Origin of the sequence: Streptomyces sp. 4N509B, from assembly GCF_052245655.1 — a bacterium.
Lineage (GTDB): Bacteria > Actinomycetota > Actinomycetes > Streptomycetales > Streptomycetaceae > Streptomyces.
In genome coordinates this window covers 205,014-227,293 of sequence record NZ_JBQQBZ010000005.1, presented here as the reverse complement: position 1 = coordinate 227,293, position 22,280 = coordinate 205,014, and the positions used below count along the sequence as shown (strand labels likewise).

Sequence of the window (22,280 nt, the reverse complement as noted above, 5' to 3'; positions counted from 1 at the left end):
CGTTGTCCGTCTCCCGTTCCCGGCGCCGCCGGCCACGGGGTCAGCCGAGCAGCGGCTTGGACAGGTGCAGCTCCCGCGTCCGGTACCCGAGCGCGTCGTAGAGCCGGCGGGCGACGGCGTTGTCCGCCGCCACGCTGAGGCCGACGCGGCCCAGGCCCGCGTCCCGGCACAGGCGCTCCGCCTCCTCCATCAGCGCGCGGCCGTGCCCGCGGCCGCGCTGGTCGGCCGCCACCGCGACCGCGTAGACGTATCCGGCGCCGTCGACGCCGTCCATGCCCGGCGGCAGGCGCTCAGCCAGGGCGACCCAGAGGCTGCCCACGACCCGCCCGGGAACGTCGGCGCGGGTGAGCACCCGCAGCGCCGCCCCCGTCGTGGCCACGCCCTCCGGCAGCAGCCGGCGATGGCCGTCGTCCACGCGCCGCGCGGCCTCCTCGGGTGTCAGGCCACGGCCGGTGCCGTCGGCGATCATCCGGGCGCGGTCCTCGGCGAGCCAGACGGAGAACTCGGCCGCCGACATCGGGCGGAGCGAGCTGCCCTCGGCAGGGGGCGGTGGCGCCTGCCCGGTGACGGACTTGACCATGGTGCGGCGGCTCTCCGCGTACCCGAGGGCGGAGGCGAGCGCCAGGCCGGCCGTGGCGGACGCGGGCACGCGGGCCGCCAGCCGTACGCATCCCCACCCCCGCAGGATCTCCTCGGCCGCCAGGGCCGCGACCGTGGCCCGCCCGCGCCGACGCGCGCCCTCCTCGACGCTCAGGTGCGCGATCCAGCCGGTCGAGCCGCCCGTCGGACCCTCGGCCGACAGGCGCAGCTCCCCGACGGGGCGGCCGTTGTCGCAGACGAGGAAGGCGCGGGACCGCCCGCCGTCCGGGGTGTGCGCGAGCGGCCCGCTCGGCCGCACCGTCGTGGTCATCGCCGCCTCCCTGCGTCCGCGAGCCCCACTCCTACGGGTCCATGTCGGCCGCGGAGCGCTCGGCGAAGACGCGCATCGCCCGCTCGGTCACCGGCCCCGGCGCCCCCGGCAGCTCCCGGCCGTCGACCCGGCGCACGGCCTGGACGTCGCGCGTGCTGGAGGTGAGGAAGACCTCCTCCGCCCGGTCGAGGCAGTCCATCGGCAGCTCGGTCTCCTTCGCGCCCACCCACTCCACGACCAGGGCGCGGGTGATCCCGGCCAGGCAGCCGGAGCTCAGGGGCGGAGTGTGCAGCTCGCCGTCGAGGACGACGAAGACGTTGGTGCCGGTGCCCTCGCACAGCTGGCCCGTGGTGTTGCCGAAGAGGGCCTCGGAGGCGGCCTCCTGGCGGGCGCGGGCGAGCGCGAGGACGTTCTCGGCGTACGAGGTGGTCTTCAGGCCCGCGAGCGCCCCCCGCTCGTTGCGCGTCCACGGCACCGTGATGACGGCCGTGGTGTCGGGGCGGCGCGGCGTGGCGGCGTGGGCCACCATCAGGGTGGGCGCGCCGTCGCCGCGGTCGGAGCCCAGCGGCGCGAGGCCGCCGGTGAAGGTGACGCGCAGCCGGCCCAGCGGGTGGGGGTCGGCCTCGATCACGGCCTCGCAGGCCCGGCGCACCTCCTCCCGGTCGGGCTCGGGGAGGCCGAGCCCCGTGGCGGAGGTGGACAGTCGGTCGAGGTGTCTGCTCAGCGCGAACGGCCGGCCCTGCTCGGTCTTGATCGTCTCGAAGACGCCGTCGCCGACGATCAGGCCGTGGTCGAAGACCGAGATCCGCGCGCTGTCGGCATCCCGCAGCTCACCGTTCAGCCAGATCAGCGCCATGACGCACTCCCACTTCTGTGATCTTCCCCGTGGTGGTCCCTGCCCTAGACGCTACCCCGATCAAACGGGTCGCCTTGAGCTCGGTTTCCGTCCACTCGCCCGCCGGGTCCGACCCCCAGGTGATGCCGGCGCCCGCGCCGAAGCGCACCACCGGCCGGCCGTCCTCGCGCTCGACCCAGAACGTGCGGATGCCGACGGCGAGCTCGCCGACGCGGCGGTCGGCGTCAACCCAGCCGACGCCGCCGCAGTACGGGCCGCGCGGCACGGGCTCCAGCGCCTCGATGACGCCCACCGCGCTCGACTTGGGCGCCCCGGTCACCGAACCGGGCGGGAAGGTGGCGGCCAACAGCTCGGGCCAGCCGGCGCCGGGCACGAGCTCGCCGCGGACGGTGGAGACGAGGTGGACCAGACCCGGGTACGGCTCGGTCACGCACAGCCGCGGCACGGTGACCGAACCGGGCAGGCACACGCGCGCCAGGTCGTTGCGGACGAGGTCGACGATCATGACGTTCTCGGCGTAGTCCTTCGCCAGCAGGTCCGCTTCGGTGCGGCCGGTGCCCTTGATCGGGCCGGACTCGACGAGGCGCTCGCGGCGGCGCAGGAAGAGCTCGGGCGAGGCGGTGGCGATCTCCACGCCGTGGGCGGGCAGCCGGATGGTGCCGGCGAACGCGGCGGGGTTGCCCCGGGCCAGCAGCGCGGTGAGCGCGTCGACGTCCGGCGGGGACGCGGCGTCGGGCAGCGGGGCGCTGAGGACGCGGCAGAGGTTGGCCTGGTAGACGTCACCGGCGGCGATGTGCTCGCGAATCCTCGCCACCCCCGCGACGTACTCCTCGCGCGTGAGTGAGCTGGCCCAGTCAGCCAGGGCCGGGCCGTGCCAACCGCCGGGCTGGACCCGCGGCGGCGGCGCGGGACGCACCCGGTCGAACCGCGCGCACACCAGCTCGCCCTCGTACCGCGCGGTCACCGCCCACCACCCGGTGGAGTCGAGCGCCGCGGGATCGGTGGTGACGTCCCGCAGCCCCGTGGCGAGCATCCCACCGAGGCGCGCGACGGGAGCCAGGTCGTTCACGTGTGCGAGTCTATGCGGCCGGGCGGGAGCGGCGACGGCGCGGTCGCGGGGCAGACGGGGAGGCCCGTCGGGAGGGGCAGCCGGATACGGAGTTTGAGCTGGCCGGCGAATCCGCTACAGTTCATGACGTCGCCGGGTCACGGAAGTGACGAAGAGGCGGCAGGCGGACGTAGCTCAGTTGGTAGAGCACCACCTTGCCAAGGTGGGGGTCGCGAGTTCGAGTCTCGTCGTCCGCTCGAAGGGGGCCAGCCCCCTCCGGTGGAGTGGCCGAGAGGCGAGGCAACGGCCTGCAAAGCCGTCTACACGGGTTCAAATCCCGTCTCCACCTCGGACGATTAGCTCAGCGGGAGAGCGCTTCCCTGACACGGAAGAGGTCACTGGTTCGATCCCAGTATCGTCCACCCAAGGCCGGAGGCCGGTTCCCCACAAGGGAACCGGCCTCCGGCGCGTGGTGCGTGACCAACCACGTTACGACGGTGCCGCGTCACCTCCGTCGTGACCCCGGCAGAACGCGCGATGCCCGGGCAGCTCCCCAGCTGCCCGGGCCCATGCCGTCCGCCGTACCCCCGTCCCCACGGGGTTTCTCGGCCGGTGTCCCCGACCCGGGCCGCTCTCCCGGGCCTGGGGCGCCGCTCAGCGCCCCAGAGTTCCGGCCACGGACGACGCCTGTGTCACGACGGCGTCGACGCCGCCGAAGATGACAGCGAGGGCGATGGCCAGGGGCAGCACCATGGCTGTGGCCACCAGGGGATGACGCCGCCCGACCTTGGCGGTGCCGGTGTGCGGCCGCGCCGTCGTGGATGCCATCCGTTCTCCTCCTGTCATCCTGACGTGGTGGTTCTCGCGTGCGTACGGCGGCGGGCGGGTGACCTCGGGGGACGAGTGCTAGCGCCCGCCGCCTGAGGACAACCCTAGGCGCGCGGTGGCGCCGGGGGCGTCCGCCCGGCGTACTGACCTGGGGGCCTCCCGCAGGATGACGCCGCCTCACCCGGGCTACTCCCCAGGGTGGACACGCGGTCACACACACCAGGGACATCCCCCACGGGTCTGACCAGGGGGGTGGGCTGCGCGGCCTTTCGGCGTCGGCGGCACGCAGTCCGTAAGCTGTGGCCCAGTACAAGGACCGGGCAGCGAGGTAGACATGACGATGATGCGGCTCCGGCGCGAGGACCCGCGTGTCGTCGGCGCGTTCAGGCTTCACCGGCGGCTCGGCGCCGGCGGCATGGGCGTCGTGTACCTGGGGTCCGACCGGCGCGGGCAACGGGTCGCGTTGAAGGTCATCCGGCCGGAGCTCGCCGAGGACCAGGAGTTCCGCTCGCGGTTCGCGCGGGAGGTGTCCGCCGCGCGGCGGATCCGCGGTGGCTGCACGGCGCGGCTGGTGGCGGCGGACCTGGAGGCGGACCGACCGTGGTTCGCCACCCAGTACGTGCCCGGTCCCTCGTTGCACGACCGGGTCGCGCAGGAGGGTCCGCTGCCGGCGGCGGAGACGGCCGCCATCGGCGCGGCGCTGGCCGAGGGCCTGGTCGCGGTGCACGAGGCGGGCGTCGTCCACCGGGACCTGAAGCCGTCGAACATCCTGCTCTCCCCCAAGGGCCCGCGCATCATCGACTTCGGGATCGCCTGGGCCACGGGGGCGAGCACGCTGACGCACGTCGGCACGGCCGTGGGCTCGCCCGGATTCCTCGCGCCCGAGCAGGTGCGCGGCCAGGCGGTCACGCCGGCCACGGACGTGTTCTCGCTGGGGGCGACGCTGGCCTACGCCGCGCTGGGCGACTCCCCGTTCGGGCAGGGCAGTTCCGAGGTGATGCTCTACCGCGTGGTGCACGAGGAGGCCCAGCTGCGGGGCGTGCCGGCCGCGCTGGCGCCGCTGCTGCGCTCCTGCCTGGCGAAGTCGCCACGGGAGCGGCCGACCACGCTCCAGCTCTCGCTGCGGCTGAAGGAGATCGCCGCCCGTGAGACGCGAGGGGCGCCGCAGGTGGCGCCCCGGCGCCGGCTCCCGGGGACGACCGCGCCGAGGCCGGGGCCGCCCCGGGCGGCCGCCGGGCGGGCGTCCGACTCCCGGCGGCACGGCCCCGCGACGGCGCGGCCGGTTTCGGGGGCGGGCCGCGGCCCGAGGCGGGGGCCGGCGCGGGGCCCGGGGTCGGGACCGGGCCGTGGTCTGGACCCCCGGCTGCTCCGGCAGCGGCTGGTGATCTTCGTCACCGTGACGCTGCTGGTGGCGCTCGGCATAGCGGTGGTGCAGGGCTGTCAGGGGCCCGTCTGAGACGGCCGCCCCTCCTCCCGCTCCCGGCCCCGCCCGGCGGGCCGCGTGGCGTAGCAGGCGACGGCGCAGGCCGCGGCGACGTTCAGGGAGTCCACCCCGGCGCTCATGGGGATGCGGACGGTCACGTCGGCCGCGGCGAGCGTCTCGGGGCGCAGGCCCTCCCCCTCCGTGCCGAGGACGAGGGCGAGCCGCGGGTGGCGGCGGGCGGCCAGCTCGTCGAGGTCGACGGTGTCCTGCCCGAGCGCGAGCGCCGCGGTGACGTACCCGGCCTCGCGCAGCGTCCGCAGGCTCGCCGGCCAGGGGTCGAGGCGGGTCCACGGGACCTGGAGCACCGCTCCCATGGAGACCTTCACCGAGCGCCGGTAGAGCGGGTCGGCGCAGCGGGGCGTCGTGAACACGGCGTCGACGCCGAGTGCGGCGGCGCTGCGGAAGGCGGCTCCGACGTTGGCGTGGTCCACGACGTCCTCCAGGACGACGACGCGGCGCGCCGCGGAGGCGGCCAGCAGCCGGGCGGGGTCGGGCAGCGGCCTGCGCCGCATCGCGGCCAGCGCGCCGCGGTGCACGTGATAGCCCGTCAGGCGCCGCGCCACCTCGGGCGTGACCAGGTACGCGGGGACGTCGACGGCGTCGATGACGTCCCGCAGCTGGTCGACCCACTTCTCGGTCAGCAGCAGGGACCGGGGCGGGTAGCCGGCGCGCAGCGCGCGGCGGATGACCTTCTCGCCCTCGGCCATGAACAGGCCCTCCGCGGGCTCGCGGACGGTCCGCAGCGCGACGTCGGTGAGGTCGGTGTAGTCGCTCAGGCGGGGGTCGGCGGGGTCGGCGACCTCGACCAGGCCGGACGCGGCGGGCTCCGTCACGCGGCGTCCGCCTGCGGGGGCGGGGAGAGCGGGCCGATCCGCACCACCTGGCCCACGACGATCACCGCCGGGGGCCTGACCCCCTCGCGGTCGATGACCTCGGCGACGGTGGCGAGGGTGGCGTCCAGGCGGCGCTGTGCGGCCGTGGTGCCCTCCTGGACGACGGCGACGGGGGTGGTGGGCGGACGACCGTGGCGCACGAGGGTCTCGGCGATGGCGGCCATCCGCTCCACGGCCATGAGCAGCACCAACGTGCCGCGCAGCGCGGCCAGCGCGGGCCAGTCGACGAGGGAACGGGGGTCGTCCGGCGCCACGTGCCCGCTGACGACGGTGAACTCGTGGGTCACGCCGCGGTGCGTGACGGGGATGCCGGCGGCGGCCGGGACGCTGACGGCGCTGGTGATGCCGGGCACGACCGTCACGGGGATCCCGGCGGCGGTCAGCGCGTCGACCTCCTCCATGCCCCGTCCGAACACGTACGGGTCGCCGCCCTTGAGGCGGACGACCGACCGGCCGGCCTTGGCGTGCTCGATCAGCGCCTCGTTGATGGCCTCCTGCTGCATGGCGCGCCCGTAGGGGATCTTCGCGGCGTCGATCACCTCGACGTGGGCGGGCAGCTCGGCCAGCAGCTCGCGGGGGCCCAGCCGGTCGGCGATGACGACGTCGGCCTCCGCCAGCAGCCGTCGACCGCGGACGGTGATCAGGTCGGGGTCGCCGGGGCCGCCGCCGACCAGGGCGACCCCGGGGGTGCGGTGGCGGTGGCGGGGGGCGGTGAGGGTGCCGTCGCGCAGGCCCTCGACGACGGCGTCGCGGACGGCGGCGGAGCGGCGGGGGTCGGTGCCGGTGAGGACGGCGACGGTCACGCCGTCGCTGCGGCCGGTGGCCGGCGTCCACGCGGTGGCCGCCTCGGCGTCGTCGCTGCGCACGCACCAGACGCGGTGCCGCTCGGCCTCCGTCGAGGCGGCGGCGTTGACCGCCGGGTCGTCGGTGGCTATGAGGGCGTACCAGGCGTCCTCGAGGTCACCCGGGCGGTACCCGCGGGGCACCCAGGTCAGCTCGCCGGCCTCGGCCATGGCCTGGACCGAGGGGGTCACCGAGGGGGCGACCACGTGGACGTCGGCGCCGGCGGTCAGCAGGGCGGGGAGCCGGCGCTGGACGACGGTGCCGCCGCCGAGCACCAGGACACGGCGGCCTGCCAGGCGCAGGCCAACGGGGTAGGCGGGGTGGTCGGGCATCGCGCTCGGTGCTCCTCGGCGCTGACGGCCGGCGGCCCGCCCCGCCGGGGTCGGCCGGTGGGGCGGTGTGTCGGCGGATCGGTCGGTCGACGACGGGGCGAGGGGACGTCGCCCCGTCCATCGATTCTGGCTAATTCTTGTCGGTGACGCCGGCCGAGTCGAACGTGGCCACCTCCCGCAGGGCGCGCGCCGCGCTCTGCACCACCGGAAGGGCGAGCAGCGCGCCGGTGCCCTCGCCCAGGCGAAGGTCGAGGTCGACCAGGGGGCGCAGGCCGAGGGCGGAGAGCGCGACGTGGTGTCCCGGCTCGGCACTGCGGTGCCCGGCGATGCAGGCGGCCACCGCCTCGGGCTGGAACGCGCGCGCCACCAGGGCGGCGGCGCCCGCGCTGACGCCGTCGAGGACCACGGGCACCCGCAGCGCCGCGCCGCCGAGGATGAGCCCGGTGAGCGCGGCGTGCTCCAGGCCACCGACGCTCGCCAGCACGGCGAGCGGGTCCTCGGGCGAGGGCTGGTGACGTTGCAGGGCGCGGCGCACCACGTCGATCTTCCGGGCGTGGGTCTCGTCGTCGACGCCGGTGCCGCGGCCGGTGACGTCGGCGGGGTCCGCGCCGGTGAAGGCGGCGACGAGCGCGGCGGAGACCGTGGTGTTCGCGATGCCCATCTCGCCGGTCAGCAGCGCGCGGTGGCCGGCGGCGACCAGGTCGCGGGCGGTCTCGATGCCGACCTCGACGGCGCGCAGCGCCTCCTCCCGGCTCATGGCGGGCTCCTCGGTGAAGTCCGCGGTGCCCGGTCGGACCCTGCGCGGCACCAGGCCCGGGGAGCTCGGCAGCTCGCCGCGGACACCGACGTCCACGACGCAGATCTCGGCACCGACCTGGTCGGCGAAGGCGTTGCAGACCGCGCCGCCGCCCAGGAAGTTCGTCACCATCTGCCCGGTGACCTCCTGTGGCCAGGGCGTGACGCCCTGCCGGTGGACGCCGTGGTCGCCGGCGAAGACCGCGAGGGCGGCCGGCTCGGGCAGGGGCGGGGGGCAGCTGCGGGCCAGGCCGCACAGCTGCGCCGCGATCGCCTCCAGCGCGCCGAGCGAGCCGGTGGGCTTGGTCATGCGCTTCTGGCGCTCCCACGCCTCGCCCAGGGCCTGGGCGTCCAGCGGGCGGATCTCGCTCAGGGTCTCGCCCAGCAGGTCGTGCGGCGCGGCGCCGGGCAGGGCGCGGCGGCCGTAGGACTCCTCGTGGACGACCCAGGACAGCGGCCGGTGCTGGGCGGCGGCCCCGCCCTCCGCGGCCGGCTCGCTCGCGGCGGGGAACTCGTCGACGTATCCGACGCAGAGGTAGGCGACGAGCTGGAGGTGCTCGGGCAGGTCGAGGGCCGCGGTCAGCTCACGCTCGTCGAAGAAGCTGACCCAGCCGACCCCGAGGCCCTCGGCGTGGGCGGCGAGCCAGAGGTTCTCGACGGCGAGGGCGACGGAGTACGGCGCGATCTGCGGCTCGCTGACCGGGCCGAGGGACTGCCGGCCGCCCCGCGTGGGGTCGGCGGTGACGACGATGTTGACCGGGGTGGCCCCGATCGCCTCGACGGTGAGCTCCTTGAAGTGGCGGGCGCGGGCCCGGGGCAGGGAGGCGGCGTACGCCTCGCGCTGGCGGGTGGCGAGCTCCTGGACCCGCTGCCGGGTCTCGGGTGACCGGATGATCACGAAGTCCCAGGGCTGGGCGAGGCCGACACTGGGCGCGGTGTGGGCGGCCTGGAGGACCCGCAGCAGCACGTCGTCCGGGACGGGGTCGGAGCGGAAGCCGTGGCGGACGTCGCGCTGCTCGCGCATGAGGCGGTGGACGGCCTCCCGGTCGGCGGTGGGCACCGGGGCGGCGGGCGCCGCCTCGGTGCCCACGGTCTCCTCGGGGGACCCGGCGTCGGTGGAGGGCGTCCCAGCGGAGGGCTCCTCGACGGGGGGCGTCTCCGTCTGCGCCGTCTCGGGTGAGGACGCCTCGGGTGAGGACGTCTCAGGGGAGGACGTCTCGACGGTCGTCGCCTCGGTGGCGGTCACCTCGGTGGGCGCGGCCTCGACGGGGGACGCGGCCCCCTCCGGGGGGATGCCCTCGGCAGGCGTCGCCTCGGTCGGTGCGGCCTGTGGCGTGCCGGCGTCGGCGGCGGGCGACTCGGCGGACTCGGGGGCCGGCGGCAGCGGCGTCCCCGCCGGTGGTGTCGGGGCGGCGGGGCCCGGGCTCGGGACGCCGGCCGGCGGGGTGGCCGTCGGCGGAGCGACGGGCGCCTCGACGGGCGCCGGGACGGCGGGACCCACGGCGATCGGCGTGACCGCCGCCGCGTCGCGGGCCTGTGGGGGCGCGCCTTCCGGGGCGGCGGCCTCCTCGGGGGGCGGCTCGACGGTGACCGTCTGGGACGGGGTGCCCGCGGCGGGCGTCGGCGTCCCGGCCGGCGGGACGGCGACGGCGACCGGAGCGACGGGCTCCGCGGCGTGCGGCGCCGGCACGGCGGGCGCCTGCTCGACGGGGATCGCGTGCGGCGCGCTCGGCTCGGACGGCGCGGCCGGTGGGGTGGGGGCGGCGTGCGCCGGGGTGCCCCGCGCCGGAGTGTGCCCCACGGGCACAGGCACGGGAGCGGGCTCCGCGGCGACGGCCCCTGGCACGGGCGTGCCGGACGCGGGGGTGCCGGACGCGGGCGGGTCGTTCGCGGGGATGCTCGCCGCGGGGACGGGCTCGGGAGCCGCCGCCTCCCCGCTCCGGGGGGCCGGCTGCTGAGCGGGCACCGCGGCGACGGGTGCGGCCGCGGCCACCGGCACGACCTGCACGACCGGCGGCGCCACCGCCGCGGCCTGCGGCGTCGGCGTGCCCGCCGCGGGCGTCCCCACCGGGCCGGCGAGTGAGCTCGGCGGCGGGGCGACCACCGCGTCGGCCCAGGCGCCCGGGGCGCCGGGCATCAGCAGCTCCTCGTCGTCGCCCGCCTCCTCGCCCTGGCCGGGAAAGGGGAAGGGGGCGCCGGGCCCCCGCGTTCCGGGACCGCCCCGCGGTGTCGGCTGCCCGGCCCGTCCCCCCTCCGGAACCTGGCCGTTGTCCGTCATGCGTACCCCTCGCCCATCGGTCGTGACTCCTTCCAAACGGCGGGTGCACCGCGCTCGTCCGCGCCCGCGACATCTCGGACATTGATGGATGAACCATCAAGTCTGGCCACCGGCACAACGATCCACCAGCCTACCCGGGCGAGCACGCGACACCGGTCAGGGGAGCGCGAGTGGCCCGGGATGGTCCGGGTTTGTCACGGGAGTGCCGTCGGCCGACTGCCGACGAGCAGAAAGGCAACGCCCCGACCCTGTTCGGTCCAGGCACGGGTCTCCAGTTCCACCGTCTGGACGAGCGTGCACCGCACCTCGTACCCGGCGCCCCCGAGCACCCGCCCGGCCGCCTCCGCCTGATCCCGCGTCAACGCGTGGGTGACCAGCCGCTGCGGCCTGCGGTCCGCGCAGGCGACGAGGGTCCGGTGCCCTCCCCCGCCGATCCGTACGACGTCGGGCTCCGGCAGCGCCGGCAGGACCTCGGGCGCGATGCCGTGCCGCACCTCGACCTGCACCCCGTGCCGCCTGGCGGTCTCCGCCACCAGCGCGCACGTCGTGAGGTCACGGTCCACGGCGATGACCGCCGCCCCGAGACGGGCGGCCTCCACTCCGGCGAGTCCGTCGCCGACGCCGACGTCCCACATCAGGTCGCCGACCCGTGGGCCGAGCGCCGCCAGTTGGAGGGCGCGCAGCCGTGGATCCCGGGAGGGTGGGACGGGGAGGACGGAGGGCGCGGTGCCGGGCACGGGGCCGGGCGTGGCGCCGGTCAGCGGCTGCCCGTACGCGGCGGGCTCCAGTCCCCAGCCGCGGTGTCCCGCGGCGGCGGGGTCGAGCCCGGCCAGCCAGCCGTCGCCCCCCGATACGCCCGTGCCGCCGACCACGATCACCAGGTTGGGGTCGGTCCACCGGCGCTGGACGACCGTGTCGGAGGTGAGGACGGAGACCTGCTCGCGCTCCGTGCCCAGCGACTCGCAGATGACGAAGGTGCGGTGGACGTCGCCCAGCAGCAGCGCGATCTCGGCGGGGCCCGCCCCCGGCGAGGTGAGGACGGCGACCTTGGGATGGGCGCGGCAGACGTTGACCGCGCGGCGCAGCGTCCGCTGCGTGGCGACGACGACGCGGGCGTCGTCCCAGGGCATGCCGGCGCGGGCGAAGGCCGCCGAGACGGCCGAGACCGCGGGGACGACCTCCACCTCCAGGCCGTGGGCGGGGTCGCGCAGGGCCCGGACGACGCCGAAGAAGCCAGGGTCGCCGTCGGCGAGGACCACCGCGGAGCCGCGGTGGGCCGCTATCCGCGCCGCCGCGGGGGCGAGGCTGCCCAGCCGGACGCGCTCGGCGTGCGGCGGCACCTCGGGCAGGTCCAGGTGGCGGGGGGCTCCCGCGACCAGGGTGGCGGCCTTCAGTGCCGCGCGGGCGGTGGGCCCCAACGGGGAACCGTCCCATCCGATCACGGTGACGCGGTCAGCCATGGCCGGGGCACTCCTGGGCGGTGTGGGGACGCGGACGTCGGGCTCGGGGTGCGAAGAGGGTACCGCGCGACGTCAGCGCGCCGGGGAGTCCTCCATGTCCTCGGGCAGCAGGCCCCAGACGAGCAGGTCGGTGCGGATGTCGGTCCAGCCGCCGTCCTCGGTGCGGGAGCGCACGATGAGCGCGTTGCGCAGCACGCCCTCGCTGACGCAGCCGACCTTCATGGCCACCTGCTGGGAGGCGGTGTTTCCCGCGGCGGTGCGCACCTCGACGCGTTCGAACTTCTGGCTGTGGAAGAGCCATCTGGCTATGGCGAGCACCGACTCCGCCGCGTACCCCTCGCCTCTGGCCCAAGGGGCGATGACGTAGCCGGCCTCGGTGGACAGGACCTGCCAGTTGGTGTTGGTCAGGTGGACGCTGCCGACGAGCCGGTGGGTGCGCATCTACGTGACGGCCAGCACGATGCCCCGCCCCTCGGCGCGTTCGGCGGGGGCCCGGCGGGTGATCCAGTCATGGGCCTCCTCGCGGGTGTAGGGGCTGGGGACGGAGGTCCAGGCGACGGTGAGCTCGTCGTTCATCATCTCGGCGAGTTCGGGGATGTCCGCCTCGTCGAAGGGGCGCAGCACGAGCCGGTCGGTGCTGATGGTGACGTCGGGGAAGGTGGATCGCATGCGGCCGCTCCCTGCTCGGTGGTGAGGGGACAGCATGCAGTATGGAGATCCCCGCCGAGCGGGGGGTGCGCGGCCCCCGCCCCGCGGGCCGGCGTGGGGGGCGCAGTAGAGTCGGCGGCATGCTCACCCCACTGACGGTCACGGTCATCGTGGCCGCCGTGCTGCTGACTGTCTGGTGCGGGTACGCGTCCGTGCGCGACCAGCCGGTCAAGGACTGGCACTACGGCGGCATGGCCGTGGTGTTGCTGCTCACCCTGGTGCAGGCCGGTGTCGCCGCGGTGCGACTGGCGGGGGGTGAGCGGCCCGACGGCGGCAGCACCGGGGTCTTCGTGTCGTACCTGGTGGCCGTGGCGCTGTGCCTGCCGCTGGTGGCGGTCGTCGCGCTCGGCGAACGCAGCCGGTGGGGATCGGCCACCGTGGCGGCGGGCGCGCTGGTGCTGGCGGCGTTGGAACTGCGGCTGGCGGACGTCTGGGCCGGGGGCACCGGTGGCTGAGCACGCGGGACGCACCGACACGGAGGGCACCGACACGGCAGCCGGACCACGCGCGGACCTGCGCCGCGGCCCGGGGCGGCTGCTGGTCACGCTCTACGGGGTCTTCACGGTGGGGGCGGCCTCGCGCTCGGTGTACCAGCTGTCCACCCGCTTCGACGAGGCGCCCGTGGCGTACCTGCTGTCGGCGCTGGCCGCGCTGGTCTACGCGTTCATCACCGTCTCGCTGGTGCGCGGCGGCGAGCGGGCGCGGCGGGTGGCGCTGGTGTGCTGCGCGGCGGAGCTGACCGGGGTGCTCACCGTGGGCACCTGGACGTTGGTGGACCCCTCGGCCTTCCCCGACGCGACGGTGTGGTCGGACTACGGCATGGGGTACCTGTTCCTCCCGGTGGTGCTGCCGGTGACGGGCCTGCTGTGGCTTCGCGGGGGCGGGTCGCGCGAGGGGTGAGCCCGCGAGGCCGACGCGTGCGTCCGCGCGTGGGTCGGCCCGACGCGAGGGTCGACGCGGGACGCGAGGCGGGCGCGAGACGCACGGGCGACGGTGGGACGGTCGGGGCGACGGCCCGTGGTGACGGGACCGGCCGTCGCCCCGCGTGCGCCCGGGGCACCCGTGGGCGGGCTACGCGCTGGCGGCCATGGGCCGGGGTGCCTCCTTCTCCATCGTGACGAGGCTCAGCTGGCGGGTCACCTCCCTGGTGGAGACCGGGGCGTAGCCGAGCCGGCGGTAGAGGCGGAGGTTCCCGGCGCTGCGGTGGCCGGTGAAGAGGCGGTACCGGGCGGCGGCCCGCTCGGCCGCGAGGCGCTCCTCGATGGCGGCCAGCAGCCGCCCTCCGAGGCCGTGGCGCTGCATGCGCGGGTGCACGATGAGGCGGCCGATGTGCGCGGTGCCGTCCTCGTCGACGGTGCCGCGCACCGATCCCACGACCTCGGCGCCGAGCCGGGCGACCAGCACGCAGCCGTCGCGCACCTCCTCGCGGAGCGCGGCCAGGGGCTGGGTCAGCGGCTCGATGGTGTAGTCGCCGTAGAGCTCGGCCTCCGACTGGTAACACAGGTACTGGAGTTTGAGGATCTGCTCGGCGTCATACTCGTTAGCCTCGTCGATGGTGACACTCATGCCCATGGACACACGCCTCCTCTAGCTGAGGTGTTGGGCCGGTCGCGCGTTGGGTGAGGGTCGCGCGACCGGCCGGGGAAGCCCTGACGACGCGGTGTTGAACACGCGCCGACAGCATTGTGCAAGGGACCGGGTGCGGAGGGGAATGTGACAACCCCAACTACCTTTGAGATTTCTGTCTCTGTCGCCCCGGCCCCTGTGAGGGCGGCGCCGTGGCGGTGTCCTGACGGCGCTGGTCGGGGGGCCGGGACGCGCCGGCCGGCGTGTCAGCCCCTGGCGTCCGCCGCGGCGAGCAGCGCGGTGTCGGGGTGGTCGGCGAAGATCCCGTCGATGCCCTGCGCCAGGTAGGCGCCCAGCGCCCCGAAGACGTCGCCGTACCGGTTGGCGTCCGTGCCGCGGCGGAACTCGGCGGGCAGGAAGCTGTTCTCGTTGCGCAGGGTGTACGGGTGGACGAGGAGGTCCTGCTCGTGCGCGTCGGCCACGAGGGTGGTCGGGGTGCCGAGGGTGCCGTCGGGCCGGCGGGGGATGACGAGGTCGAGGGTGGGTCCGATGCCCTGGGCGTAGCCGGCGATCTCGCGCAGCCCCTCGGGGGTGACCAGGTCGGCGACGGTGCGGGGGTCACCTCCCGCGACGAAGTCCCAGGGCCGGGAGGTGGCCGACCCCAGCAGGACCACGCGCGGCGTCGACACCAGCCGCGCCATCCGCTGCATGCTGCTGGGCTCGAAGGACTGGAGGATGAGGGGGGCGTTCGAGCCGTGCCGGCGGTAGCGGCGCAGCAGCCGGGCCAACGGCTCCTCCAGGCCCAGGCCGATCTCGCGGAAGTAGGTGGGGTGCTTGGTCTCCACGTACAGCCACACGGGGCGGCCACGCTTCCTGCCCTGGCGGTCGGCCCACTGGAGGACCTCCTCGAAGCTGGGCACGGTCCAGCGGCCGTCGTAGAGCGTGTTGTTGGGACGCTGGGCCGGGATGCGCTCGGTGGCGCGCAGCGTCCTCAGCTCGGCGAGGGTGAAGTCCTCGGTGAACCAGCCGGTGATCTGCTGGCCGTCGACCGTTCTGGTGGTGCGGCGGTCGGCGAACTCGGGGTGGTCGGCGACGTCCGTGGTGCCGGAGATGTCGTTCTCGTGGCGGCACACCAGGTGGCCGTCGCGGGTGGGCACGAGGTCCTGTTCGATGATGTCGGCGCCGAGGTCGAGGCCGAGTTGGTAGGCGCCGAGGGTGTGTTCGGGGCGGTAGCCCGAGGCGCCGCGGTGGGCGATGACGGTGGGGGTGGGAAGCCGGTCGTGGCCGCCCGCCGCGCCGCGACGGCCGGCCGCGTGGCCGGGGGTGCCCGTGCCGAGCACCGCGGCGGCGCCGGTGCCGGCCACCGCCGCGCCGAGCAGGGACCGTCGGCCCAGGGTCGATCGTGCTGCCATGGTTTTCTCCTCGCATCCGGTGGTGACCCGGTCTCACGTCCAGCGCGCGTTCCGCCGCGCGCCCGGGTGGCGTGTCGACGCGCGCCGGCACGCACGCACGGTTTCTGCCCCGTGTCGCGCCGCCGCACCGTGCCGGGCGCCGTGCCTGAGCATCGTGGGAGACGGGCACGTCGGCGTGGGGACGTGCGGGCGAACAGCCGACGACCACCGGGCGACGCGGAGGAGTGAACACCGCGTGAACCGCGTGCGCGTCGCCACGGCGGAACGAGTATCGTCGCTGGTCGTGCGGTGCCGACCATGGCCCCGGGCGCGCGACCATGACCGACCGGAGGGGAAGTTGTCCCGATTCGTGCTGATGAAGGTGCTGCTGGGCCCACTGCTGCGGCTCTTCTTCCGCCCCAGGGTCGAGGGGGGTGAACGCGTGCCGGACACCGGGCCGGTGATCCTCGCGGGGAACCACCTGACCTTCATCGACTCGATCATCCTGCCGCTGATCAGTCGACGGCAGGTCTTCTTCATCGGCAAGGACGAGTACGTCACGGGCCGGAGCCTCAAGGGCCGGATCATGGCGTGGTTCTTCACGGCGGTCGGCATGATCCCCGTGGAACGCGACGGCGGGCACGGCGGGGTGGCCGCGCTGATGACCGGGCGGCGGGTGCTGGAGGAGGGGAAGGTCTTCGGGATCTATCCCGAGGGGACACGCTCCCCCGACGGGCGGCTGTACCGGGGACGCACGGGCATCGCCCGGCTCACCCTCATGACGGGCGCGCCCGTGGTCCCGTTCGCGATGATCGGCACCGACCGGGTCCAGCCGGGCGGCAGGGGCCTGCCGCGGATCGGCCGCGGCCGGCGGATCACGGTCCGCTTCGGCGAGCCGCTGGACTTCTCCCGCTACGAGGGCATGGACCGCGACCGGTACGTGCTGCGGGCGGTGACCGACGAGGTGATGGCCGAGGTGATGCGGCTGTCGGGGCAGGAGTACGTCGACATGTACGCCACCAAGGTGAAGTCGGCCGCGTAGCCCTCCGCGGCGCCCTCCGGCTGCGTCGGGACGGCGGCACCGCGGCCCGACCACGGGCCCACAGCCGGTCGCCGGGCGCCCCGGGCCCGGTGCGCTACGCCCAGGCGAGTTCCGAGCGCCTGCGCCAGTACGTCTCCGGCGGCTCGGCGAGGGCGGCCAGGGTGGCCACCTGCTCGGGGGACAGGCGCAGCGCGGGCGCGGCGAGGTTGCTCGACAGCTGCGCGACGGTCGCCGCGCCGGAGAGCACCAGCGTCACCCAGGGCTGGTGGAGCGCGAAGGCGAGCGCCAGGGTGTCGGCCGCGGCGCCGGTCGCGTCGGTGACGCGGCGCAGCGCGTCAGGCGGCTCGACGGCCAGCCGGCCGTTGGCCATCGCCTCCTTGACGATGACGGTCAGGCCCGCGGCGTGGGCCTCGGCGAGCGCGGGACCGGCCGAGGTCTCCAGCGCGTTGAAGGTGGACTGCACGGCCGTGAAGAGCGGACGCCCCTCGTGGGTGATCCGCAGCGCGGCGCGGACGGCCGCCGCCTGGTCGGGCCCCGAGGTGGACAGCCCGACGCTCACGCCCGAGTCGGCGAGCCGGCGCAGCCGCTCCACGACGGCCGGGTCCTGGAGCACCGGGCTGTCGGGCGTGACGGAGTGGATCTGGTAGAGGTCGAGGCGCTCCCCGAGCAGGTCCCGCGTCTCGGGGTACTGGCGGTCGAAGGTGGCCGCGGCGTGGTCCTTCACCTCGTGCACGGCGGCGTCGGTCCGCCACTCGCCCACGTAGGTGTACCCCCACTTGCTGCCGACGACGAGGTCCGACGCCTCCGGGTGGGCGCGCAGCCAGTCGCCCAGGAACTCCTCCGCCCGGCCGTAGGAGCGGGCGGCGTCGACGTACCGGACGCCGGCGGCGTGCGCGGCGTCGAGCAGCTCGTGGGTGCGCTCCCGCAGTGCCGCGACCGTGCGGTCGGCGGGCAGGTCGGGCCGCCGGCCGAGGTTGATGTACCCGGGGCGGCCCACGGCGGCCAGGCCGAGGCCGACCCGCGCGACGGGCGTGGCACGCGGGTCGAGACGGGACAGCGCCACGGAGGCGACCTCCTGAGGGACACGGCGGCGGGCGAGGATCCTCACCGTACCTGCCGGCCTCCCGGCCCGCCCGTCTACGATGACGTGACCGTTCACAGGAGTCCACAGGACTCACACAACGCAGGGCGGGGCTCCCGGGCCCCACGCAGACGGAGAGGCGGCGTGGCGGCATGGTGCACGGGAGCGACGGAGCGGAGCGGGCGACGCGGCCGGTGAGGTGGGGCGTTCTGGCGACCGGCTCGATCGCGGCACGGTTCACCGGTGACCTGCTCACCCTGCCCGACGCCGAGGTGGTGGCCGTGGGCTCGCGCTCCGCCGCCGCGGCCGGGGACTTCGCCCGACGGTTCGGCATACCGCGCGCCCACGGCAGCTGGGCCGAGCTGGCGGCCGACCCCGAGGTGGACGTGGTGTACGTCGCCACGCCGCACAGCGCCCACCACACGGCGGTCCGCACGTGCCTGCTGGCGGGCAGGGCGGTGCTGTGCGAGAAGCCGTTCACCGTCAACGAGGCGCAGGCCAAGCCGCTGGTGGCGCTCGCCCGGGAGCGTGGCCTCTTCCTCATGGAGGCCATGTGGACCTACTGCAACCCGGTGATCCGGCGGCTGACGGAGCTGGTGCGCGACGGCGCGATCGGTGAGGTGCGGGCCGTCCACGCCGACTTCGGCCTGAGCGGCGTCGAGCCAGGCCACCGGCTGCGGGACCCGGCCCTGGGCGGCGGCGCCCTGCTGGACCTCGGCGTCTACCCGGTCTCCTTCGCCCATCTGCTGCTCGGCGAGCCCACCGAGGTCGCGGCGTGGGCCCACCTGCGCGACGGCGTCGACGAGAACACCGGCATGCTGCTGGGCTACGACTCGGGGGCGCTCGCCGCCCTCAGCTGCTCCCTCGTCGCCGACACGGCGCTGCGCGCGGTGGTGACCGGGACGCGGGGGCGGATCGAGCTGCCGCGGGGCTTCTTCTTCCCCGAGCGGTTCGTGCTGCACCGGCAGGGCGGCGAGCCGGAGGAGTTCACCGGCCCGACGCAGGGCGGGGGGCCCACGTTCGTCCACGAGGCGGCCGAGGTGATGCGGGCGCTGCGGGCGGGCGAGACGGAGTCGCCGCTGGTGCCGCTGGAGGGGAGCCTGGCGGTGATGCGCACGCTGGACGCGGTCCGCGACCGGATCGGGCTGCGGTTCCCCGACGAGCTCGGCGAGCCCCGGGCGAGCGCGGCGGAGCTGCCCGCCTGAGAGCACGGTCATGCTCCCCGCGCGGATCGGGCGGATCGCGCGGGGAACGTGACGGTGGACGTCCTCGAGCGCGCCGCGGCCGGGCGCTCAGCCGACCGGCGCGGCCGGGCCGCCGGCCGCCCACGCGCGCTGCGCGGTCAGCTCCGCCTCCGCCTCGGCGAGTTGGACGGCGACGGCCGAGGGCGCGGTGCCGCCGCGCGCGGAGCGGGCGGCGAGCGATCCCTCGACGCTGAGCACCGAGCGCACGTCCGGCGTGAGGTGCGGGGAGATCTTCGTGAACTGCTCGTCGGTGAGCTCGTCGAGCTCGATCCCCTCGGCCTCGCAGACCCGCACGCACTCCCCCGCGATCTCGTGGGCGTCGCGGAAGGGCACGCCCTGCCGGACGAGCCACTCGGCGACGTCCGTGGCCAGGGAGAAGCCGGCGGGCGCCAGCTCGGCCATCCGCTCCTCGTGCACGGTGAGGGTGGCGAGCATGCCCGTGAAGGCGGGCAGCAGGACCTCCAGCTGGTCGCAGGAGTCGAAGACCGGCTCCTTGTCCTCCTGGAGGTCGCGGTTGTACGCCAGCGGCAGCGCCTTGAGGGTGGCCATCAGGCCCGTGAGGTTGCCGATCAGACGCCCGGACTTGCCCCGCGCCAGCTCGGCGATGTCCGGGTTCTTCTTCTGCGGCATGATCGAGCTGCCGGTGGAGAACGCGTCGTGGAGGGTGACGAAGGAGAACTCCTTCGTGCTCCAGATGATGACCTCCTCGGCGATCCGCGAGACGTCCACCCCGATCATCGCCGTGACGAACGCGAACTCGGCCGCGAAGTCCCGGGAGGCCGTGCCGTCGATCGAGTTGGCCGCGGAGCCGTGCTCGAAGCCGAGGTCGGCGGCGACGGCCTCCGGGTCGAGGCCGAGGGAGGAACCGGCCAGGGCACCGGAGCCGTAGGGCGAGACGGCGGTGCGTTCGTCCCACTGCCGCAGCCGCTGCCCGTTCCTGGCCAGGGCCTGGACGTGGGCGAGCACGTGGTGGGCGAAGAGGACGGGCTGGGCGTGCTGGAGGTGGGTGCGCCCCGGCATCGCGGCGCCGGGATGCGCCTTGGCCAGGCCGATCAGCGCGTCCTGGAGGTCGGCGACGAGGCCGGCGATGATCCGCGCGTGGTCGCGCAGGTACATCCGGAAGAGCGTGGCGACCTGGTCGTTGCGGGAGCGGCCGGCGCGCAGCTTGCCGCCGAGCTCGGGCCCGAGCCGCTCCAGGAGGCCGCGTTCGAGGGCGGTGTGGACGTCCTCGTCGGCGACCGTGCCGGTGAAGGAGCCGTCGGCGACGTCCGCCTGGAGCTGGTCGAGGCCGGCGAGCATGCGGGCGAGCTCGTCCTGCGTCAGCAGCCCGGCGCGGTGGAGCACCCGGGCGTGGGCACGGGAGCCGGCGATGTCGTAGGGGGCGAGCCGCCAGTCGAAGTGGACCGAGGCGCTGAGCCGTTCGAGGGCCTCGGCCGGCCCGGCGGCGAAGCGTCCGCCCCAGAGCCTGACGTCGCCCTGGCCGCCGCCCGCGGCGGCGTCGCTGGTCTGGTCCCCGGTCACCGCGTGAGGTCCCGCTTGCTGGCGATCCGGCTGGAGAGGCCGAAGATGTCGATGAAGCCCTTCGCCAGGGACTGGTCGAAGGTGTCGCCGGTGTCGTAGGTGGCGAGGTTGAAGTCGTAGAGCGACTGCTCGGAGCGCCGGCCGGTGACGACGGCCCGGCCGCCGTGCAGGACCATCCGGATGTCGCCGCTGACGTGCTCGTTGGCCTCGTTGACGAAGCCGTCCAGGGCGCGCTTGAGCGGGGAGAACCACATCCCGTCGTAGACCAGCTCCGACCAGCGCTGCTCCACCTGCCGCTTGTACCGGGCGAGCTCGCGCTCGACCGTGACGTTCTCCAGCTCCTGGTGGGCGGTGATCAGCGCGATGGCGCCGGGCGACTCGTACACCTCGCGCGACTTGATGCCGACGAGGCGGTCCTCGACCATGTCGATCCGGCCCACGCCGTGGGCGCCGGCGCGCTCGTTGAGCTCCAGGATGGCCTGCAGCGGCGTGACGGGCCGGCCGTCGATCGCGACCGGGGCGCCCTTGTCGAAGGTGATGACGACCTCGTCGGGCTCGCGGGCGACGGCGGGGTCCTGCGTGTACTCGTAGATGTCCTCGATCGGGGCGTTCCAGATGTCCTCCAGGAAGCCGGTCTCGATGGCGCGGCCGAAGAGGTTCGCGTCGATCGAGTACGGCGACTTCTTGCTGGTGGCGATCGGCAGGCCCTTCTCCTCGGCGAAGGCGATGGCCTTGTCCCGGGTCATCGCGTAGTCCCGGACGGGCGCGATGCAGGTCAGGTCGGGCGCGAGGGCGGCGATGCCGGCCTCGAAGCGGACCTGGTCGTTGCCCTTGCCGGTGCAGCCGTGGGCGACGGTGTCGGCGCCGTGCTTGTGGGCGGCGGCGGCCAGGTGCCGGACGATGAGGGGCCGGGAGAGCGCGGAGACCAGCGGATACCGGTCCATGTACAGGGCGTTGGCCTTGATGGCGGGCAGGCAGTACTCCTGGGCGAACTCCTCGCGGGCGTCCACGACCTCGGCCTCGACCGCACCGCAGGCGAGCGCGCGCTTGCGGATGACGTCCAGGCTCTCGCCTCCCTGGCCGACGTCGACGGCGACGGCCACGACCTCGGCCCCGGTCGCCTCGGCGATCCAACCGATGCAGACGGAGGTGTCCAGGCCGCCGGAGTAGGCGAGTACGACGCGCTCGGTCACGGTGACTCCTTCAGATGCATGCACGTAGTGGAATAAGTATGCAGTGGACCGGGGGGGCGCGTCAAACCCCGTGAACCAGCGCGAGTCACCGGACATACTGCACTCCATGGGAAAAACGTATGAGCGCATAGAAGGCCGGCTGCGCACGTTCATCGAGCAACAGCACGTCTTCTTCACCGCCACCGCTCCCCTGTCCGGCGACGGCACCGTGAACCTCTCCCCCAAGGGCCTGACGGGCTCCCTGACCGTCCTCGACGACCGCACCGTCGCCTACCTCGACTTCGCCGGCTCCCACTGCGAGACCATCGCCCACCTCCGGGAGAACGGACGCATCACGGTGATGTGGTGCGCCTTCACCGGGCCGCCGACGATCGTGCGCGTCCACGGCCACGGCGAGCCGGTCTTCCGCGACGACCCCCGCTTCCCCGAGCTGCTCACGCACTTCCCGACGATCGACCCCACACACCACGGGCTGCGCGCGATCATCGTCGTGACCGCCGAGACGATCCGCGACAGCTGCGGCTTCGCCGTGCCGTTCATGAGCTACGAGGGGGACCGACCCACCCACGGCTCGCGCTTCTCCCGGGAGACCGACGCCTCGCTCGACGCGTACTTCCACAAGAAGGAGCACATCGCCCGCAGCATGGACGGGCTGCCGGGCCTGCCCCTGCCGTTGCCGCCCAGCCCGGGGGCCCTCGTGGACCGGGGAGACCTCACGGACCACGCGGCGGAGGAGTCCCAGCACGACCACGCGGGACACGCGCCCGGGTGACACCTTTCTCACCCGTACGAGTGATTGGCGAGCGTT

At 75.0% G+C, this 22,280-nt stretch carries 18 protein-coding genes, 3 tRNA genes and 2 pseudogenes; 9 read left to right on the top strand and 14 right to left on the bottom strand.

The annotated features are described in order from the left end of the window. Positions 1-40: 40 nt before the first annotated feature. Genes ACTWP5_RS08420 through ACTWP5_RS08410 form a run of 3 tightly spaced genes read right to left on the bottom strand, consistent with a single transcriptional unit; the run spans position 41 to position 2,835 of the window. On the bottom strand, positions 41-910 hold the full coding sequence (locus tag ACTWP5_RS08420) for a GNAT family N-acetyltransferase (protein WP_443220144.1): 870 nt from the start codon (positions 908-910) through the stop codon (positions 41-43). Positions 911-941: 31 nt separating this feature from the next. After that, positions 942-1,766, bottom strand: coding sequence for an aminotransferase class IV (locus ACTWP5_RS08415; RefSeq protein WP_443220143.1), 825 nt, complete (start codon positions 1,764-1,766; stop codon positions 942-944). Beyond that, the gene (locus tag ACTWP5_RS08410) at positions 1,741-2,835 is read right to left on the bottom strand and encodes a chorismate-binding protein (RefSeq protein ID WP_443220142.1); all 1,095 of its coding nucleotides are present in this window, start codon (positions 2,833-2,835) and stop codon (positions 1,741-1,743) included. Before ACTWP5_RS08410 ends, ACTWP5_RS08415 begins: the two co-directional genes overlap by 26 nt. 163 nt (positions 2,836-2,998) lie before the next feature. On the opposite strand from ACTWP5_RS08410, the gene ACTWP5_RS08405 reads away from it, so the two are divergent. The 3 genes from ACTWP5_RS08405 to ACTWP5_RS08395 all read left to right on the top strand — a co-directional run bounded on the left by ACTWP5_RS08405 (position 2,999) and on the right by ACTWP5_RS08395 (position 3,236). Further along, positions 2,999-3,071: transfer RNA gene (locus ACTWP5_RS08405), tRNA-Gly, on the top strand. 21 nt (positions 3,072-3,092) lie between these two features. After that, positions 3,093-3,163: transfer RNA gene (locus tag ACTWP5_RS08400), tRNA-Cys, on the top strand. Position 3,164: 1 nt separating this feature from the next. Then, a tRNA-Val gene (locus tag ACTWP5_RS08395) sits at positions 3,165-3,236 on the top strand. Positions 3,237-3,468: 232 nt separating this feature from the next. On the opposite strand, the gene ACTWP5_RS08390 is transcribed toward ACTWP5_RS08395, so the two are convergent. After that, on the bottom strand, positions 3,469-3,642 hold the full coding sequence (locus ACTWP5_RS08390; RefSeq protein WP_443220141.1) for a hypothetical protein: 174 nt from the start codon (positions 3,640-3,642) through the stop codon (positions 3,469-3,471). Between the two features lie 334 nt (positions 3,643-3,976). Between ACTWP5_RS08390 and ACTWP5_RS08385 the strand changes: the two genes are divergently transcribed. Next, positions 3,977-5,098, top strand: a complete 1,122-nt coding sequence (locus tag ACTWP5_RS08385) for a serine/threonine-protein kinase (RefSeq protein ID WP_443220140.1) — start codon at positions 3,977-3,979, stop codon at positions 5,096-5,098. Here ACTWP5_RS08385 and ACTWP5_RS08380 read toward each other — a convergent pair. The 5 genes and pseudogenes from ACTWP5_RS08380 to ACTWP5_RS08360 form a co-directional block, all read right to left on the bottom strand. Next, the gene (locus ACTWP5_RS08380; protein WP_443220139.1) at positions 5,083-5,958 is read right to left on the bottom strand and encodes a TrmH family RNA methyltransferase; all 876 of its coding nucleotides are present in this window, start codon (positions 5,956-5,958) and stop codon (positions 5,083-5,085) included. The two genes, ACTWP5_RS08385 and ACTWP5_RS08380, sit on opposite strands and share 16 nt — an antisense overlap. Beyond that, positions 5,955-7,193 carry a uroporphyrinogen-III C-methyltransferase gene (gene cobA, locus ACTWP5_RS08375; protein WP_443220138.1) on the bottom strand — a complete coding sequence of 413 codons (1,239 nt, stop codon included), beginning with the start codon at positions 7,191-7,193 and terminating at the stop codon, positions 5,955-5,957. Before cobA ends, ACTWP5_RS08380 begins: the two co-directional genes overlap by 4 nt. Positions 7,194-7,323: 130 nt before the next feature. After that, positions 7,324-10,266, bottom strand: a complete 2,943-nt coding sequence (gene cobT, locus ACTWP5_RS08370; protein ID WP_443220137.1) for a nicotinate-nucleotide--dimethylbenzimidazole phosphoribosyltransferase — start codon at positions 10,264-10,266, stop codon at positions 7,324-7,326. A 194-nt stretch (positions 10,267-10,460) separates the two neighbouring features. Beyond that, the gene (gene cbiE, locus ACTWP5_RS08365) at positions 10,461-11,726 is read right to left on the bottom strand and encodes a precorrin-6y C5,15-methyltransferase (decarboxylating) subunit CbiE (protein WP_443220136.1); all 1,266 of its coding nucleotides are present in this window, start codon (positions 11,724-11,726) and stop codon (positions 10,461-10,463) included. Between the two features lie 72 nt (positions 11,727-11,798). Then, positions 11,799-12,395, bottom strand: a pseudogene (locus ACTWP5_RS08360) (GNAT family N-acetyltransferase). A 119-nt stretch (positions 12,396-12,514) separates the two neighbouring features. On the opposite strand from ACTWP5_RS08360, the gene ACTWP5_RS08355 reads away from it, so the two are divergent. After that, positions 12,515-12,889: a hypothetical protein gene (locus tag ACTWP5_RS08355; RefSeq protein ID WP_443220135.1), complete on the top strand. Its 375-nt coding sequence runs from the start codon at positions 12,515-12,517 to the stop codon at positions 12,887-12,889. Then, entirely contained in the window at positions 12,882-13,334 is a 453-nt protein-coding gene (locus tag ACTWP5_RS08350; protein ID WP_443220134.1) for a hypothetical protein, read from the top strand. The genes ACTWP5_RS08355 and ACTWP5_RS08350 overlap by 8 nt, the downstream gene beginning before the upstream one ends. Positions 13,335-13,505: 171 nt before the next feature. On the opposite strand, the gene ACTWP5_RS08345 is transcribed toward ACTWP5_RS08350, so the two are convergent. Then, positions 13,506-14,006: a GNAT family N-acetyltransferase gene (locus ACTWP5_RS08345; RefSeq protein ID WP_443220133.1), complete on the bottom strand. Its 501-nt coding sequence runs from the start codon at positions 14,004-14,006 to the stop codon at positions 13,506-13,508. A 260-nt stretch (positions 14,007-14,266) separates the two neighbouring features. Next, entirely contained in the window at positions 14,267-15,412 is a 1,146-nt protein-coding gene (locus tag ACTWP5_RS08340; RefSeq protein WP_443220132.1) for a glycerophosphodiester phosphodiesterase, read from the bottom strand. 337 nt (positions 15,413-15,749) lie between these two features. Between ACTWP5_RS08340 and ACTWP5_RS08335 the strand changes: the two genes are divergently transcribed. Next, complete coding sequence (locus tag ACTWP5_RS08335) at positions 15,750-16,433, top strand: lysophospholipid acyltransferase family protein (RefSeq protein WP_443220131.1); 684 nt, start codon at positions 15,750-15,752, stop codon at positions 16,431-16,433. 94 nt (positions 16,434-16,527) lie between these two features. On the opposite strand, the gene ACTWP5_RS08330 is transcribed toward ACTWP5_RS08335, so the two are convergent. Next, the gene (locus tag ACTWP5_RS08330) at positions 16,528-17,496 is read right to left on the bottom strand and encodes an aldo/keto reductase (RefSeq protein WP_443220130.1); all 969 of its coding nucleotides are present in this window, start codon (positions 17,494-17,496) and stop codon (positions 16,528-16,530) included. A gap of 170 nt (positions 17,497-17,666) precedes the next feature. On the opposite strand from ACTWP5_RS08330, the gene ACTWP5_RS08325 reads away from it, so the two are divergent. Further along, positions 17,667-18,719 carry a Gfo/Idh/MocA family protein gene (locus ACTWP5_RS08325; protein ID WP_443220129.1) on the top strand — a complete coding sequence of 351 codons (1,053 nt, stop codon included), beginning with the start codon at positions 17,667-17,669 and terminating at the stop codon, positions 18,717-18,719. 87 nt (positions 18,720-18,806) lie between these two features. Here ACTWP5_RS08325 and argH read toward each other — a convergent pair whose 3' ends face one another. Together argH and ACTWP5_RS08315 are read right to left on the bottom strand one after the other, a co-directional pair. Then, complete coding sequence (argH, locus tag ACTWP5_RS08320) at positions 18,807-20,279, bottom strand: argininosuccinate lyase (RefSeq protein WP_443220128.1); 1,473 nt, start codon at positions 20,277-20,279, stop codon at positions 18,807-18,809. Beyond that, entirely contained in the window at positions 20,276-21,472 is a 1,197-nt protein-coding gene (locus ACTWP5_RS08315; protein WP_443220127.1) for an argininosuccinate synthase, read from the bottom strand. Before ACTWP5_RS08315 ends, argH begins: the two co-directional genes overlap by 4 nt. 106 nt (positions 21,473-21,578) lie before the next feature. Here ACTWP5_RS08315 and ACTWP5_RS08310 point away from each other — a divergent pair. Continuing rightward, a pseudogene (locus tag ACTWP5_RS08310) lies at positions 21,579-22,157 on the top strand (pyridoxamine 5'-phosphate oxidase family protein); the annotation flags it as partial. Between the last annotated feature and the right edge of the window lie 123 nt (positions 22,158-22,280).